Below are 15,557 nucleotides of genomic sequence, written 5' to 3' on the forward strand. Positions count from 1 at the left end.
ATCATCTTCTTGAGGCATGGATGATGGACCACAAGCGCCACAGAATACGCGAGCTCGGTTTCGCGCCCGGTCATTTCGAACCCGGACCCCTGAACGCGATCACCGATGTTGCCGGCGTGCATGTCGGGCATGTCACATGCCGGGAAGGCGAGCGCACACGCACCGGAGCGACCGCGATCCTGCCGCATGGCGGCAATCTTTTCCAGGACAAGGTCCCTGCCGGACTTGCCGTCTTCAACGGCTTCGGAAAGTTTGCCGGCGTCACACAGATCATCGAACTCGGCGAGATCGAGACGCCGATCGTCCTGACCAACACGCTGGCCGTGGGGCGAGGCGTAGAGGCTATCATCCGCCACACCCTCGCGCAGCCGGGTAACGAAAAGGTCGTGTCGGTCAATGCGGTGGTCGGCGAGACCAACGATTCGCGTCTCAACGATATTCGCGCCGCTCGCCCGAGCGTCGATGAAGTTCTACTTGCGATCGATACCGCGACATCAGGGCCGGTAGAAGAGGGTGCGGTCGGTGCCGGAACCGGAACGGTCGCTTTCGGCCTGAAAGGCGGCATCGGAACGAGCTCGCGCCTCGTGCCTGTCGGCGCGGAGGCCTATCGACTGGGCGTGCTTGTCCAATCCAACTACGGCGGCCGCCTTATTGTCGCCGGACGTGATTATGCTGCGCTGGCGGAGCACGACAAGGACGGTTCCATCGTCATCGTGCTAGCGACCGACGCGCCGCTCTGTCCGCGCAATCTCGAAAGGCTGGCGCGCCGTTGTTTCGGCGGGCTTGCCCGCACCGGCGCGGCTTTGAGCAATGGCTCGGGCGACTACGCGCTCGCCTTTTCGACAGCAGAGGCGGTGCGGCGTACTCCCGAACGCCGCAAGGGCGTGAGTTTGATCCCCACATTGAGCAATGATGCTGTCTCGCCGCTGTTCGAAGCCGCGATCGAAGCTACCGAGGAAGCAATCCTCAACTCCCTCGCCATGGCGACGGAGACCAAAGGTTTCAACGCCGCGACCGGTAAAGGCTCGGTTGTCGGTACGATCAGCCTTCCCCATCCAGGTCATTGATGACCGTAATTTTCTGATTTCGCATCATACGGAGTTTTCATGTCTGCCGCGACGATCCGCACCGTCTATCTCAACGGTGCCTTCCTGCCCGAGAACGAGGCGCGTCTTTCCATCTTCGACCGGGGTTTCCTGTTCGGCGATGGCATTTACGAGGTCACTGCCGTGCTGGACGGCAAGCTGATCGACAGCGCCCTGCACATGGCGCGGCTCGAGCGCAGCGTAGGTGAGATCGGCGGCCGTCTGCCTATCACGACTGACGAGATCGTGGCGATCGAGAAGCGTCTCGTGGAAGAAAACCACCTCACTGAAGGGCTCGTCTATCTCCAGTACACGCGCGGTGCCGAAGACCGAAATTTCTTCTACTCCGAGGATCTGGAGCCGACGCTGGTGCTCTTCACGCAGGCAAAGACGCTCGAACATGTCGCAGCCGTCGAAAAGGGTCTCAAGGTGAAGTCCATGCCGGATCAGCGCTGGGCGCGGCGCGACATCAAGAGCGTCTGCCTGCTGCCGCAGGTGCTGGCCAAGCGCGCCGCCAAGGCGGAAGGCTTCGACGAGGCCTGGCTGGTCGAGGATGGCATGGTGACGGAGGGTGCGTCGTCGACGGCCTATATCGTGACGCGTGACGGTCGCATCGTGACGCGCGCCAACAGCCACGCGACTTTGCCCGGCTGCACCAGGCTTGCCGTGCTGGACCTCGCGCGCGAGGCGGGATTGGTGCTGGAGGAGCGGCCCTTCTCCGTCGAAGAGGCCAAGACAGCCGCTGAAGCCTGGCTGACGAGCGCCTCCAACTTCATCGTCTCGATCACCAATATCGATGGCGTTGCCGTCGGTGACGGGATGCCTGGCCCGATGTTCAAGCGCCTTCGCACGCTCTATATGGAAAACGCCCGGCGCACCGCGATCTAAGCCTGCCGCAAGGATCGTCCGATCGTCAGGGCTTGTCGAGCATCGACCAGACACGCCCGACGATCGGACGGCGGTTCTCGCGTGAGCGATAGAGGCGGATTTCCACCTCGATATTCCATTCGGGATCGGCGGCACGCACCAACCGGCCATCGGCAAGCTCGGTATTGACCAGGCTTTCCGGGATCCAGGCAAGCCCGAAGCCGGCTGCGGCCATGCCCTTCAGCCCCACGGACATGCTGCCGACATGTACCCGGTTTTCCGCAGGCAGCCGCTCCCCGAAGGCGCCGGCCACCAGTTGCCCGAAGAAGGACGTCTTCTGGTAGCTGACATGGCAGAAGCCGGGTTCCAGGCGATGCAGCGGCACCCCGTTGGCGCCTGCGGCGCTCACCGGCAGGATGGTTTCCCGGCCGAGCGTGTGATGTTCGAATTGTGGATCGAGCAGCATCGGCACATGCGGGTGCTGATAGGTGAGCAGGAAATCGCAGTCCCCGTCGATGAGGGAATTCAGATTCTCTTCCATGGTGCCGGAGTCCGGGCGCAGATGCGAGACCACGGGTCCGATGCGCGTGTTGAGCCGGCTTAGCCAATCAGGGAAGAAGGTGAAGGAGAGGGTATGCAGCGCGGTCAAGGTCACGGTACGCGCATCCGTGCCATCCTCGTGCTGAAGGTTGCGCCGCGCCTGATAGAGCGCCTGCAGCGTCTGCTCCGCCACGGGTACGAAACGCTCGCCTGCGGCCGTCAGCCGCGAAGGATAAGTGGCTCGATCGATCATGCTCGTCCCGACCCAGCCCTCCAGTTGCCGGATGCGGCGGCTGAAGGCGGATTGCGTCACATGGCGCTCGTCGGCCGCTTTGGAAAAGTTCAGCGTCCGCGCCAGCGCCAGAAAATCTTCAAGCCATTTGACTTCCACTCGAAGCTCCCAAAGAAACCGGCTGTCAAAGCCCGCATCTCCTTGGCCCGAAAGGGCCGCGAATGCAATCAGCCGGCGCGGCGATATTCAATCATTCGTGCTCGAGCAAGCACCAGTTCGAGCCTGTCCTCGCCTAGAACGTGGAGGCAGACCCGCTTGGTCCAAGGTCCATCCATCAGCGTGAACAGATAGCGTCCGGCACCCAGCGCGCGCAGCGGCATGCGCTGGCGCACCGGGCCGATGCCCATGACGACATTGCCGCCTTCGATCTCCAGACGCGCGCCCTCCGGCGAGTTCCAGACACCGGATAACGAGGCCGACACTTCCTGCTCTCCGACAGGCAGGAAGCAGCGCTGGGCATGTCCGATTTCCCCGACGATCGCGTCGCCCTCCATCATCAGGCGCATCGGCGACGAGGCCGAGCGGGAGGAAACCCAGGATCGCTCATCCTCGTAGACGGTTTCGTCGGCATCGAGATAGGTCACCGTGCTGCCGGCGACCTTGATCCACCATGGCCCGTTCTCCGTCACATAAGTGCCATCGCGAAGGGCGGTCGAGGTGCGCGGCAAGGCCTCACCCGTCAATGCCGCCATGGACTCCAGTGCGATCTTATAGCCGTTGGTATCCTCGCGGTTCGATACGACCGCAAAGCCGGCTTTCCGAACCGGATCGAGCAGGAAATAGCTTTTGTAGCCGGGATGGGAACCGCCATGGCCGATAAGAGAGCGGTTGCCGAGCATGGTGCGGCGCAGGCCGAGGCCGTATCCGCTCGGCCTGCCATCGGCGAGCTGCCGTGGTGCAGACAACTCGTCGAGTACTCCGGCAAAAGCCCCTTCGCCGCGAAGTAGTCCCATCAACCATTTGGCGAGGCTTTCGCCGCTGCCAGTCATGCTGCCGGAGGCGGAAATATGCAGGCCGGCCGCCGAAAGCTGCCAGCGCTCACCATCGCGCCAATAGCCTGGAACCAGGCCGGCAACGGGGTCGTTCCAGACATCCGGCGCGTCCAATACGGCATCCGCTTGCGCACCCAGCCGTCGAACGAAGTCTCGAAAGAATACACGCCGACGCTCGAATGCGGCTTCCACGAGCCGGTAGCCGGTATTGGAATAGGAGATCTCCGTGCCCGCCTCGTAGTTCAACCGCGTCTGGCGCGCCAGGAAATCGAGCAACGGGCCGGCTTTCGTCTCCGTATAGACAGACAGGCCAAGCAACGTCAGGCATTCGCGCGTGTCAGGCAAGCCTCCGCTCATGTCGAGAGCGCGGCCAACGGTGACATCGCGAAGGGGTGTCCGCAGTTCGGGCAGATGCTGTCCGAGCGGGTCGCCGAGACCGATCTTGTCGGAATGGGTGAGCACCATGGCGCAAAAGGCGTGCTTCGTCACCGAGGCATAGCGGACCACGCTTGCCGCGGTGAAGGGGGCGAGCGTCGAAAGGCTTTCCACGCCGCCATATTCGGCAAAGCGAATGCCGTGCGCATCGAAGCCGATGACGCCGCCGCCCGGCTCATCGCTTCCCCAATTTTGCGCGAATTGGGCTGCGCAGGACCGCGCCGCCTTCCAGTTTCCCGTTTCGGACATGCATGCCTCGCAAATGCAGATTAGACCGGTTCCGCTTCCTCGAACTCAATGCTCAGACGGCGCAGTTCCTGCGTATGGGGGTGGGTGACGTTACCGCGCCGCAAATCGTCGGCCGTGACCTGCTCCACCATCTGGCCATCGATCATAACGCCGACGTCGGTGCAGAGATGGGCGATCACGCCGAGATTGTGGCTGACCATCACATAGGTGAGCTTTCGCTCAGCGCGCAGATCGGACAGCAGGTTGAGGATCTCGGCCTGAACCGACACGTCGAGCGCGCTTATCGGCTCATCGAGCAACAGGATCCTGGGGTCGGCGATCAGCGCGCGGGCGATGGCGACACGCTGGCGCTGGCCGCCGGAGAGCTGGTGCGGATAGCGGAAGCGCGAGCTCTGCGGCAGCGCCACGTCCGAAAGCGCCCTGGCAATACGCTGGTCGACGTCGCCCATGCGGTGAACCAGCGGCAGCTCGCTCAGAATGCGGTCGATCGTTTGGCGCGGATGCAGGGAACCGTAGGGATCCTGGAAAACCATCTGCACCTTGCGGAAGAAATCCGGCGTGCGGTGTTGCGGAGCTGCTTCGTCATTGAAGGCGATGCGCCCCATCCAGCTGGTGTTCAGGCCGGCCATGGCGCGCAATACGGTCGATTTGCCGGAGCCGCTTTCGCCGACGATGCCGAAGCTGCCGCCTTCCTCAACCTTGAAGGAAACGCCCTTGACGACTTCACGCTCGCCGAAACGGATGCGCAGATTGTCGATCTCTATCGTCATTTCAACCACTCCGGGTCACGCCCGAGAATGGGCAGCCGCTCCTTCGGATGGGTGAGCGAGGGAATGCAGTTCAGCAGGCCGCGCGTATAGGGATGGGCGGCGGACAGGAGTTCGGATGCCTTCAACTCCTCGACAACGCGCCCGGAATACATGACCGCCACCCGGTCGCAGAAATGCGAGACGAGCGGCAGGTCATGACTGATCAGCATCAATCCCATCGAGCGCTCGGAGACAAGCTCCTCGATCAGCCGCAGGATTTCCGCCTGCACCGTCGCGTCCAGCGCGCTTGTGGGTTCGTCGGCGATCAACAGTTCCGGATCGGGAGCAAGCATCATGGCGATCATGACGCGCTGACCCATTCCGCCTGAGACTTCATGCGGATAGGAGGCGGCAACCGCCTTCGGATTGCGGATCTTGACCTGTTCCAGCAGATTGGCGGCCGCTTCTGCCGCCTCCCGGCGGCTGCCGCCCTTGTGCGTGCGCCATGACTCGGCAACCTGATTGCCAATGGTCTTAACGGGGTTTAGCGAGTATTTCGGGTCCTGCAGGATAAAGCCTGCCCGTTTGCCGCGGATGGTGCGCATCTGCTTTTCGCTGGCCGACACGATGTCGATGCCATCGAAGGAAAGTTTGTCGGCTTCGATGCGGGTTTGCCTTGGCAGGAGTTTCATCAGCGCGCGTGCCGTCAGGCTCTTGCCCGAGCCGCTTTCGCCGACGATGCCGAGCTTCTCGGCACTGAGGCGCAGCGACACACCCTTGACCGCAGGTGCGAAGCCCGTGCGCGTCTTGAAGCCGATGCGCAGATTGTCGATCTCGACCAGCATGTATCAGTTCCCCTTCGGATCGAGCACGTCGCGCAGCGCATCGCCAAGGAAATTGAAGGCGAGCGAAACGAGGAAGATGGCGACGCCGGGGATCGTTGCGACCCACCATTGCTCGAAGATGAAGCGCTTTGCGGTTGCGATCATCGCGCCCCATTCCGGCGACGGCGGCTGTGCACCCATGCCGAGGAAGCCGAGGCTTGCGGCCGTGATGATGATGGAGCTCATGTCGAGCGTGACGCGGACGATCAGGCTCGGCATGCACAACGGCGCGATATGCCGCATGATGATGCGCCAGGAAGAGGCGCCTGTCAGGCGATAGGCGGCGATAAAATCGGCGCCGCGCACGGTCAGGGTTTCGGCGCGCGCGAGCCGAGCATAGGGTGGCCAGGCGGTGAGCGCGATCGCCAGCACGGCACTTTCGACACCTGGCTTCAGGGCGGCAACGAAGGCAAGCGCCAGCACCAGTCGGGGAAAGGCGAGGAAGATGTCGGTCAGCCGCATCAGCGCCGTGTCGACCACGCCGCCGAAATAGCCGGCGATGCAGCCGATGGCGAGGCCGATCGGCGCCACGAGCACCACCACGGCGATGACCATGCCAAGCGTCACGCGGCCGCCAAAGAGCAGGCGCGAGTAGATGTCACGGCCGAGCTCGTCGGTGCCAAGCCAATGGGCCGCGCTCGGTTTGGCAAGTCGATTGGCGAGATCCTGGGTGGCCGGATCATGCGTGGCGAGCCATGGCGCGAAGAGCGCCAGCAGTATGAAAAGCAGGATGATCGACAGGCCGATCATGCCAAGAGCGTTGCCCTTCAGCCCCAGCCAGATGCGATAGCGATCGCCCCAGGCGGCTTGGCGCCGGGAAGTGGGGGACTCGTCGAGCGCCCAATTGCGGAAGGTTGCCAGCATCATCGCACCCTCGGGTCCAGCAGACGATAAAGGAGATCGGCAACGAGGTTGAGCCCCACATAGATAATGCCGATCAGGAGTGTGGTGCCGATGACCGGGTTCATGTCGCCGTTCATCAGGGAGGCGGTCAGATACTGGCCGATGCCGGGCCAGGAAAAGACCGTTTCGGTGACGACGGCGCCCTCCAGCAGGCCAGCATAGGTCAGCGCCAGCACGGTCACCAGCTGCACGGCGACGGTCGGGAAGGCATGTCCCCAGATCACCCTGCTGAGCGAGAGGCCCTTGGCGCGCGCGGTGATCACGAATTCGCCCTTCAGGGCATCGATCATGAAGGCGCGCGTCATGCGGGCAATATAGGCCATGCTGAAATAGGCGAGGATGCAGACCGGCTGCGCCATGTGGGCAAGCGCGTCCCGAAAGGCGTCGAGATCGCCGGCGAGCATCGTGTCCACGGAGAGCAGTCCCGTGACCGGCGCGATCATTCCGTCATAGATAATGTCCTGCCGCCCAGGCCCAGGCGCGATGCCGAGCGCCGAATAGAAGACGAGCAGCGAGATGAGGGACAGCATGAAAACCGGAATGGAATGGCCGGCGAGGCAGACGACGCGGATCGCCTGATCCGTGAGGGTCCCCTGCCGCACGGCTGCCCAGACGCCAAGCGGAATGCCGATGATCGCGGCGAGAATGAGCGCTGCGGTCGCCAGTTCGAAGGTCGCCGGAAAGAAGCGGGCAATATCCTGCGACACCGGGTTTTTCGTCAACACCGACATGCCGAGATCGCCATGCAGAAGCTGATTCAGGTAATGGAGAAACTGTACCGGAAGAGGCTGGTCGAGGCCCATTTCGGCCCGTACGCGAATGACCACCGCCTCCGGCGCATTGTCGCCGACGGCAGCAATGACCGGATCGACCGGCATGACGCGGCCGATGAGGAAGGTGACGACCGTCAGCCCGAGCAGCGTCAATACGATGCTGCTCAGGATGGCGGAGAAGGATTTGAGCCGTCGGGTCAAGCCTTGCTGGTCCCCTGATAGGAATTGGCTTCTGAGAGAGCGCCGAGCTGGAAGCCGGAGACGGCCTTGCTGCACGCCGCGGTTTTCATCCATTGGAACATGAAGATGAACGGGCTGTTCTGCATGTGCTCGCGCTGAAGCTCTTCATAGAGCGCGATGCGCTTAGCCGGATCCTTTTCGTCGCGAGCGGCTTCGGCCTTGGCGGCGAAATCGTCGTTCTTGTAGCGTGAACGCCACAGGAAGGGCTTGCTCTTGGCGTCGTCGGAATTGTCCTTGTTGATGGTGAAGACTTCGCCGTTGGAGTTCGGATCGAAATAATCGGTGCCCCATGCGGAAAGCGCCATCTCGTGCTGGCGGCCGCGCATCTTCGTCAGCACCTGCCGGTTTTCCGCCGATTGCAACTTCACGCGAATGCCGATCTCGGCAAGGTTCGCCTGGATGGCCTGGGCGAGGTCAGGATAGGGCTGTGCGGCGTAGTGATCCATCGTCACGTCGAAACCGTCGGCAAGCCCGGCTTCGGCCATCAGCGCCTTCGCCTTTGCCACATCCTTCTGGAACGGCGTGTCGCTGATCGCTGCCGGGAAACCTTCCGGCTCGAAGCTCTGGTGGACCTTATGGGTCAAGGGCACGATGTTTTCCTGCATGCCCTTGTAGTCGAGCGCCCATTTGACGGCCTGCCAGACCTGAGGCTTTGCCAGGTTCGGCACACCCTGATTAAGGGAGATGAGAACCAGCGAGGCGATGCTCTTGGTGACCAGCGTGAAGTCGGCGTCGTTCTGAATGGTGCGAAGCTGCTCGGAGGTCAGATCGCGGGCGATATCGGCATCACCCTTCTTCAGCATCAAAAGCTGCGAGGCGGGGTCGGTGACATGGCGCAGGATGACGCGCTTCAGATTGCCCTTGTAGGGGCCATGCGGGTTGAGCGTGAGCGACACGGATTCGCTCGCCTTCCAGGCCTGAAGCTGGAAACTGCCCGAGCCGGCGCTGTTCTTCTGCAGCCAGGCATTGCCCATGTCGCCATTTGCCTCATTGGCGAGCACGACCTTCTTTTCGACCACGGCGGCGATGTTGGCCGAGAGGCAATAAAGCAGGAAGGCGATCGCGGTGGGCTTCTCGGTCGTCAGGGTCAGCGTCTCGGCATCCTTGGCGACGATACGGCTTTCGACGTTCTCGGCGGTGAAGCCGAACTGATTGATGATGAAGGCTGCGCCCTTGTTCATCTTGATCGCGCGCTGCAGCGAGAAGGCGACATCCTCTGCCGTCACCGGCGCGCCGCTTGCAAAGCTTGCCTTGGCGAGCTTGAAGGTGAAGACCTTGCTGTCCGCATCGGCCTGCCAGGATTGAGCGAGCACAGGATCGACCTTGGAGGGATCATCGGTGTTGGGGCGCACCAGCTTCTGATACATGTTGCTGATCACTTCGCCGCCAACGGCCTCGAAGCTTTCATGAGGGTCGAGGCTCGTCATGTTGTCGAGCTGCTGGGCAACGACAAGCACATCTTTCGGCGTCGCGGCAAATGCGGTCTGTGCTAGATCGAGATAGGACAGGAAGGGCAGCGTACCGCTGCCGATGAGAAACTGGCGTCTGGAAACCATGCGAAATCCCCTTTCACTCTTTTGGCAACAGCTCTATGCCAAGCATGGCGAGACTTGGTACGGTTCTGTCGCTATCGTATTTTCGCCAGCTTCTCTAACAGCGCGTCTTGCGAGCGACTAATTCCGTTTTTCGCAGACCCTATGCGCGGTTTGCATTTGCCCACCCCTCCGAGCTTGCCTAGGCAGGCATCCACTACAATTTTTGGAATGAGACATGACAGAATCCTCGATAATTCCAGTATTCGACGGCCACAATGATGTGTTGCTGCGGCTGCGGCGCGATGGCCTCAATTCCGTCAACGCCTTTCTGAATGGCGAGGCTGCGGGGCATATCGATCTGCCGCGCGCGCGTCGCGGCGGGCTTGCAGGCGGGCTCTGCGCAGTGTTCATTCCGTCTCCGGATCAACCCCGCGATGGGAATGGTGACTTTCCGGCTCCCTCGCAGCCCCAGGCGCTGAACGAGACTTTGGCGATGTTTCGCCTTCTTCTCGCAATCGAGGCTCAGTCCGATGGCGCAGTAAAGGTTTGCCGGTCGGCCAACGACATCCGTAGTTCCATCGCCGATGGCCGGTTCGCCGCTGTTTTCCATATCGAAGGGGCAGAAGCGATCGCGGCCGATCTCGATGCGCTCCATGTCCTTCATCAAGCCGGGCTGCGTACGCTCGGTCCGGTGTGGAGCCGGCCGAACGTCTTCGCTTATGGCGTGCCTTTCCGCTTTCCCTCGACGCCGGATATCGGGCCCGGCCTGACCGATGCCGGCAAAGATCTGATCCGCGCCTGCAATGAACTGCGGATCATGATCGATCTCTCGCACATGAACGAGCAGGGCTTCTGGGATATCGCGAAATTGTCGAAGGCGCCGCTTGTCGCCTCGCATTCCAACGCACACGCGATTTCGCCCCACAGCCGCAATCTGACGGACAAGCAGCTCGATGCGATCCGCGATACCGGCGGTCTGGTCGGCATCAATTTCGGCGTGCTGTTCCTGCGTGACGATGGCGTCAGAAATGCCGATACGCCGATTGAGCTCCTCGTCCGTCATATCGCTTATATCGCCGAGCGGATCGGCATCGAGCATGTGGCGCTCGGATCCGATTTCGATGGCACGACCATCCCGCAGTCGCTTGGCGATGCCAGCGGCCTGCCGAAGCTCATCGACGCCCTGCGCGCCCATGGTTTTGACGATCAGGCGCTCGGGATGATTGCCCATGAAAACTGGATCCGCGTGCTCGAACGCACTTGGGGCGCCTGAAACCCGCGGCGGCGCCGCGCGTAGAGCTTTGAACTTGCGAGACGCTGCACCTTATCCAAGCGGGAGTAGCGCCTCGCCCTTCGGCTCAGTTCTGCTGGCTCGACATCAGCGCCTGATGGATCGGCGCCACCCATTTGTCGGCGGCGATATCGTAGGCGCCGAAGCTGCCTTCGAACTGCCAGTAGCTCCAGGCAAAATGGTTGCTTTCCGCTGCCCGCGCCACGCTTGCGGTCCATGCCGCCCGCGATGCGATATCGCCTTTGTCGTAGGCGCCGAACTCGCCGAGCAGGATCGGGCGATCATGGTCGCGCGACCACGCGGCGATCGTTGAAAAGTCTCGCACGATCTGTTCGTGCTCGGCTGGACTGCCCCATTTTACGCCGATCAGCTTTTCGCGGCTTGGATTTGTCCAGGTCGCACCCTGGTGCGTGAAGGCGAAGGGATCGTAATAGTGAACAGTCACGATGATATTGCGGTCGTCTTCGGGAAGCGACAACTTGTCGAGTGAATGGAAGTTGTTGGAATTTGCCGGTCCGATTACCACGCTGCGATCGGGATTCGTCTTGCGAATGACAGTGAGCGCTTCGCGCAGCAACCCGTTCCAGATATCCGGGGTTATCGCCTTGTTCGGCTCGTTCAAGATCTCGAAGAGAACGCTATCAGGTTCATCCTTATAGCGTGGTGCGATCTGGTTCCAGAAGGCAATCAGCTTCGATCTGCAATCCTCGGCGTTCTCGGCGCAGGCACGATAGTCGTGCTCGTCGAGGATGACTTTCAGACCCGCTCCGGTCGCCTGTTTCACCACGTCATCAAGCTTTGCGAGCCATTGCGCGTCGAGGTGGCCGGACTGATCCATATGCGAGAAGGCTTGCAGATTGACGCGGATGTTCTGAAAGCCGCTGTCATGCAGCATCTTGTAATAGGCGGGCTTGAAGCGAGCCTTCCCGGCATCGGTCCAGAGAGGGTCATAGCCGAGAACGTTGACGCCTCGGCCGAGTTTCGTGGCGGCCTGGCCTGCTTTTATCGAAGGTGCGGCAACGGCGGCGGTGATGGCAAGCAGCGTAAAAAGGCCAGACAGGAACAGGCGCATGCTCACCTCCATGACATCTGAAGCGAACTTCAGCCCGCCTTGTGTCCGAAATAGGGTGCTCCAGCGCCTATCGTTCGACCAGATGGATCGGCAAAGGGTGCATCGGCCGCAGCGTGACCTTCATGATCGGCTTTGGCGAAGGTTCGTTCGGGCCGGTGACGCGGAACCTTTGCAGCAGGACGGCAAGGATCGCAACGGCTTCCATCATGGCAAAGCCATTGCCGATGCAGACACGCGGGCCGGCACCGAACGGCATGAAGGCAAAGCGGTGGCGGCTCTTGGCGGTCTCGGGTTCGAAGCGCTCGGGGTCAAAAACCAGCGGGTCCTCCCAGATGGAGGCGTGACGATGCACGGCATAGATCGGCACATAGAGGATCGTTCCGGCCGGAATCGTATAGGCGCCAAGGGTAAATTCGCGCAGTGCCGCGCGCGAGATGATCGGGGCCGGCGGGTAGAGCCGCATGGCCTCGGAAAAGACCTGTCTGGCATAGGTGAGTTTGCCGACATGTTCGGCAAGAAGCGGGCCGCCATCTGTGGCAGTGGCGATCTCGTCGAATAACCTCGCCTGGCAGTCCGGACGACGGGCCAGGAGATGGAGCGTCCAGGCAAGGCCGAGCGCCGTCGTCTCGTGTCCGGCGGTGATGAAGGTCATCAGATTGTCGATGATCTCTTCGTCGTTCATCGTGCGACCCGTTTCCGGGTCGGCTGCACCAAGCAGCATGGACACGAGGTCGCTGCGCTCGATACCACTGCGCCGCCGTTCGGCAATCACTTTAGCAAGGGTCGCCCGCAGGAAGGTCACGGCCGCTTTTGCCTTTTCCTTGCCTGGATGCGGCATCCACTCCGGCGCGCCGAGCAGGCCCAGCGCAAATTTCCAGCCAGTCGGCTTCAGATAGTCGGTGATGTTACGCTCGACTCTGTCGACATCGATGCCTTCGCCGCCAGACATCATCGTCTCGACGATAATGTCGAAGGTGGTGCGCATCATTTCCTGGCAGAGGTCGAGAGCGCCGTCTTTATGCGTGAGCCAAAGATCGCGTCTGCGCTGGGCGGCTGCGATCATGGCTGGCTGAAGTTCGAGAAGCTTTTCGTGGCGAAAGGCACCGGCCACGGATTGACGCTGCCATTTCCAATGAGCGCCATCCGAGGTCAGGATGCCATCGCCGAGCGCTGGGCCGAGCAGGCGGCGAACATCCTCGCCCTTGCCGAGCGCATCGGAATTCCTCACGAGAGCCTGGTAGATAAGTTCTGGATCGGCGAGATAGACCCGTAATTTTCCGCCCAACCGCGTAAAGACAACTGGCTCATCGAAGATCTCGGGCGGCAGCGCATCAAGGGGATTGCGGATCAGTGAAAGGAGCACATGCGGCATCGACCGTGGCGTCAGGGGAAATGCGCCCGGCGATGGATCGGCCGTGTTTACGCGTGCATTCATCCTTCCGCCTCCTTGTTCAGCTCCACGAATGCCTGTAGATCAGGATTAAGGCATTTACCTTAGAACAGGTAAGGTGAATACCTTAGGCATTCAAGAGGAAAAAAGCGTGGCGGAAAACAAAGGCAAAAGAACGGAGCCGACAGCACGGCCCAGTACGCGCGAACGGATCCTTGTCTCGACATTATCGCTCTTCAACCAAAAAGGCCCCGAGGCAGTGACAACGGCGGAAATCGCAGAGGCTGTCCGTATCAATCAGGGCAATCTCTACTACCATTTCCGCACCAAGGAGTCCCTGGTAGTGGCCCTGTTTTCCCGGTTCGAGGCCGATGCGCTTGCGCTCGTCGCCGAGGCGGATGCCGTGCCCGCGCCCGACTCGAAAGCCTATGCCGGCTTTCTGCGCAAATGGTTCTCCCTCGTCTGGACCTATCGCTTCCTCTTTCGCGACCTTCCGGGCCTATTGGCGACCGCGCCGGGATTGAGGGGGCCGATTCTGGCTGTCAGTGCCGGCATGCGTCTTTCGGTCGATGTCATTTTTCAGCGCATGGAAACAGCCGGTCTTATCAGCGTCGCTGCGGATGACCGGAAGCCGCTATTGGCCAATGTCTGGATCGTCTCAACCTATTGGGCCGTTTATCTCGGGCTGCAGGAAGGCGTTCGCGACCTAAGCCCGCAGCACGTCCATTGGGGGCTGAGCCAGGTCGCGAGCCTCTTGCGTCCCTATCTTTCACCCCAGGCAAAGGCCGATCTCGAGGAGATGCTTTCAGAGCCCTTTGCCTGAACTCTGGATACCGGCATAGCTGGGTGGCCTCGCGAGGTTAAGATGCGCGCGCAACAGCATCGCGAAGATTGCGATAGCCTGTCGCCGGATGCGGTGCCACAAGCCGAGGCCCGTTGCCGCCGAGTTTTTCCCGCAGTGTTCCCGAGCGGTAGTTGGTCTTGTAGACGCCGCGCTTCTGCAGCTCGGGAACCAGAAGATCGACGGCATCCTCAAAGCTTTCGGGCGTCACGGCATAGGCCAGATTGAAGCCGTCGACATCGGTATCCTCTATCCATTCCTGCATCAGGTCGGCAACCGTTTGCGGCGAGCCGACAAAGACGGGGCCGAAACCGCCGATGCCGACCCAGTCGGCCATTTCGCGCACGGTCCACTCTTTGTTCGGATCGATCGTGGTGAAGGTCTCGACGGCGGACTGCACCGCGTTGGTATGGCGGTGGCGAAGCACCTCGTCAGGCGAGAACTGGCCGAAGTCGATGCCGGTCCAGCCTGATATCAGCGTCTGCGCGCCTTCGAAGGAGGCGTATTGCCGGTATTCGTTGAACTTGCGCTGCGCTTCCGCGTCGGTCTCGCCAAGGATCACGGTCTGGAGGTTGAAGGCAAGAATTTCGCGCGGGTTGCGCCCGACACGCTCGGCCGCTTCGCGAACATTGGCGACATAGCGCTTCAGCACCGGCTTGGAGGGCGCCGCCACGAAGATGCATTCGGCATGCGCGCCGGCGAAATCCTTGCCGCGGCTGGAGGCGCCTGCCTGATAAAGCACCGGTGTGCGCTGCGGCGACGGTTCGCTCAAATGAATGCCGGGAACGGTGAAATGCTTGCCGGAATGGCGGATGGGATGCACTTTCTCGGGCCGCGTGAAGATGCCTTTTTCCCGGTCGCGGATAACCGCATCGTCCTCCCAACTGCCTTCCCAGAGCTTGTAGCAGACTTCAAGATATTCTTCCGCCAAGCCGTAGCGGTCATCGTGCTGCGTCTGCGCAGACTGGCCTATATTCAGCGCGCCACTGTTCAAATACGAGGTGACGATGTTCCAGCCGACCCGCCCCTTGGTCAGGTGATCGAGCGTCGAGATGCGTCGCGCGAAGGTGTAGGGATGCTCGAAGGAGAGCGAGGCGGTCAGCCCGAAGCCAAGATGCTCCGTCTCATAGGCCATGGTCGGGATAAGCTGCAGCGGATCGTTGACCGGCACCTGCGCGGAGTGGCGCAGCGCCGCGTCGACATTGCCGTTCAGCACGTCATAGACGCCGAGCACATCGGCGATGAACAGCCCGTCGAACTTGCCGCGCTCCAGCGTCTTTGCCAGATGGACCCAATAATCCATATCCTTGTAGGTCCAGGACTTGTCGCGCGGATGCCGCCACAGGCCCGGTGACTGGTGTCCGACGCAGTTCATGTCGAAGGCGTTGAGCCTGATTTCACGGGTCATATTGTTATTCC

Annotated in this window: 14 protein-coding genes; 4 read left to right on the forward strand and 10 right to left on the reverse strand. The window is 61.5% G+C overall.

Going from position 1 to position 15,557, the window contains the following annotated elements; genetic code table 11:
- Positions 1-23 precede the first annotated feature (23 nt).
- Complete coding sequence (locus FHT28_RS07765; protein WP_168596113.1) at positions 24-1,067, forward strand: P1 family peptidase; 1,044 nt, start codon at positions 24-26, stop codon at positions 1,065-1,067.
- A 39-nt stretch (positions 1,068-1,106) separates the two neighbouring features.
- Positions 1,107-1,973 (forward strand): D-amino-acid transaminase, encoded by an 867-nt coding sequence (locus FHT28_RS07770; RefSeq protein WP_047555515.1) that lies wholly within the window; start codon positions 1,107-1,109, stop codon positions 1,971-1,973.
- Positions 1,974-1,998: 25 nt separating this feature from the next.
- Here the strand turns inward: FHT28_RS07770 and FHT28_RS07775 are convergent, their stop codons facing one another.
- The 7 genes from FHT28_RS07775 to FHT28_RS07805 form a co-directional block, all read right to left on the reverse strand.
- The gene (locus FHT28_RS07775) at positions 1,999-2,883 is read right to left on the reverse strand and encodes a LysR substrate-binding domain-containing protein (RefSeq protein WP_047639726.1); all 885 of its coding nucleotides are present in this window, start codon (positions 2,881-2,883) and stop codon (positions 1,999-2,001) included.
- A gap of 68 nt (positions 2,884-2,951) precedes the next feature.
- Positions 2,952-4,460: a serine hydrolase domain-containing protein gene (locus tag FHT28_RS07780; protein ID WP_168595916.1), complete on the reverse strand. Its 1,509-nt coding sequence runs from the start codon at positions 4,458-4,460 to the stop codon at positions 2,952-2,954.
- A gap of 20 nt (positions 4,461-4,480) precedes the next feature.
- Positions 4,481-5,230: an ABC transporter ATP-binding protein gene (locus tag FHT28_RS07785; protein WP_168595917.1), complete on the reverse strand. Its 750-nt coding sequence runs from the start codon at positions 5,228-5,230 to the stop codon at positions 4,481-4,483.
- Positions 5,227-6,054: an ABC transporter ATP-binding protein gene (locus FHT28_RS07790; RefSeq protein WP_168595918.1), complete on the reverse strand. Its 828-nt coding sequence runs from the start codon at positions 6,052-6,054 to the stop codon at positions 5,227-5,229. Before FHT28_RS07790 ends, FHT28_RS07785 begins: the two co-directional genes overlap by 4 nt.
- Positions 6,055-6,057: 3 nt before the next feature.
- Entirely contained in the window at positions 6,058-6,960 is a 903-nt protein-coding gene (gene nikC / locus FHT28_RS07795) for a nickel transporter permease (protein WP_168595919.1), read from the reverse strand.
- Positions 6,957-7,970, reverse strand: a complete 1,014-nt coding sequence (locus FHT28_RS07800; protein ID WP_168595920.1) for an ABC transporter permease — start codon at positions 7,968-7,970, stop codon at positions 6,957-6,959. The genes nikC and FHT28_RS07800 overlap by 4 nt, the downstream gene beginning before the upstream one ends.
- The gene (locus FHT28_RS07805; protein ID WP_047555520.1) at positions 7,967-9,565 is read right to left on the reverse strand and encodes an ABC transporter substrate-binding protein; all 1,599 of its coding nucleotides are present in this window, start codon (positions 9,563-9,565) and stop codon (positions 7,967-7,969) included. The genes FHT28_RS07800 and FHT28_RS07805 overlap by 4 nt, the downstream gene beginning before the upstream one ends.
- Positions 9,566-9,779: 214 nt before the next feature.
- Between FHT28_RS07805 and FHT28_RS07810 the strand changes: the two genes are divergently transcribed.
- Positions 9,780-10,817, forward strand: a complete 1,038-nt coding sequence (locus FHT28_RS07810; protein ID WP_092574296.1) for a dipeptidase — start codon at positions 9,780-9,782, stop codon at positions 10,815-10,817.
- A gap of 85 nt (positions 10,818-10,902) precedes the next feature.
- Here FHT28_RS07810 and FHT28_RS07815 read toward each other — a convergent pair whose 3' ends face one another.
- Positions 10,903-11,907: a glycoside hydrolase family 5 protein gene (locus FHT28_RS07815; protein ID WP_168595921.1), complete on the reverse strand. Its 1,005-nt coding sequence runs from the start codon at positions 11,905-11,907 to the stop codon at positions 10,903-10,905.
- 67 nt (positions 11,908-11,974) lie between these two features.
- On the reverse strand, positions 11,975-13,342 hold the full coding sequence (locus FHT28_RS07820; protein ID WP_168595922.1) for a cytochrome P450: 1,368 nt from the start codon (positions 13,340-13,342) through the stop codon (positions 11,975-11,977).
- 106 nt (positions 13,343-13,448) lie between these two features.
- On the opposite strand from FHT28_RS07820, the gene FHT28_RS07825 reads away from it, so the two are divergent.
- A complete protein-coding gene (locus tag FHT28_RS07825; protein WP_113108343.1) occupies positions 13,449-14,120 on the forward strand; it encodes a TetR/AcrR family transcriptional regulator in 672 nt (223 codons plus the stop codon).
- Positions 14,121-14,157: 37 nt separating this feature from the next.
- Here the strand turns inward: FHT28_RS07825 and FHT28_RS07830 are convergent, their stop codons facing one another.
- Entirely contained in the window at positions 14,158-15,546 is a 1,389-nt protein-coding gene (locus FHT28_RS07830) for an LLM class flavin-dependent oxidoreductase (RefSeq protein ID WP_168595923.1), read from the reverse strand.
- Between the last annotated feature and the right edge of the window lie 11 nt (positions 15,547-15,557).

This window comes from Rhizobium sp. SG570 (assembly GCF_012275345.1).
In the GTDB taxonomy this organism is placed as follows: domain Bacteria; phylum Pseudomonadota; class Alphaproteobacteria; order Rhizobiales; family Rhizobiaceae; genus Rhizobium; species Rhizobium lusitanum.

Coding starts and splice junctions, on each gene's coding strand:
- nikC (WP_168595919.1), bottom strand. CDS start 6,960: ATGATGCTGGCAACCTTCCGCAATTGGGCGCTCGACGAGTCCCCCACT.
- FHT28_RS07780 (WP_168595916.1), bottom strand. CDS start 4,460: ATGTCCGAAACGGGAAACTGGAAGGCGGCGCGGTCCTGCGCAGCCCAA.
- FHT28_RS07810 (WP_092574296.1), top strand. CDS start 9,780: ATGACAGAATCCTCGATAATTCCAGTATTCGACGGCCACAATGATGTG.
- FHT28_RS07805 (WP_047555520.1), bottom strand. CDS start 9,565: ATGGTTTCCAGACGCCAGTTTCTCATCGGCAGCGGTACGCTGCCCTTC.
- FHT28_RS07770 (WP_047555515.1), top strand. CDS start 1,107: ATGTCTGCCGCGACGATCCGCACCGTCTATCTCAACGGTGCCTTCCTG.
- FHT28_RS07785 (WP_168595917.1), bottom strand. CDS start 5,230: ATGACGATAGAGATCGACAATCTGCGCATCCGTTTCGGCGAGCGTGAA.
- FHT28_RS07820 (WP_168595922.1), bottom strand. CDS start 13,342: ATGAATGCACGCGTAAACACGGCCGATCCATCGCCGGGCGCATTTCCC.
- FHT28_RS07815 (WP_168595921.1), bottom strand. CDS start 11,907: ATGCGCCTGTTCCTGTCTGGCCTTTTTACGCTGCTTGCCATCACCGCC.
- FHT28_RS07790 (WP_168595918.1), bottom strand. CDS start 6,054: ATGCTGGTCGAGATCGACAATCTGCGCATCGGCTTCAAGACGCGCACG.
- FHT28_RS07830 (WP_168595923.1), bottom strand. CDS start 15,546: ATGACCCGTGAAATCAGGCTCAACGCCTTCGACATGAACTGCGTCGGA.
- FHT28_RS07765 (WP_168596113.1), top strand. CDS start 24: ATGGACCACAAGCGCCACAGAATACGCGAGCTCGGTTTCGCGCCCGGT.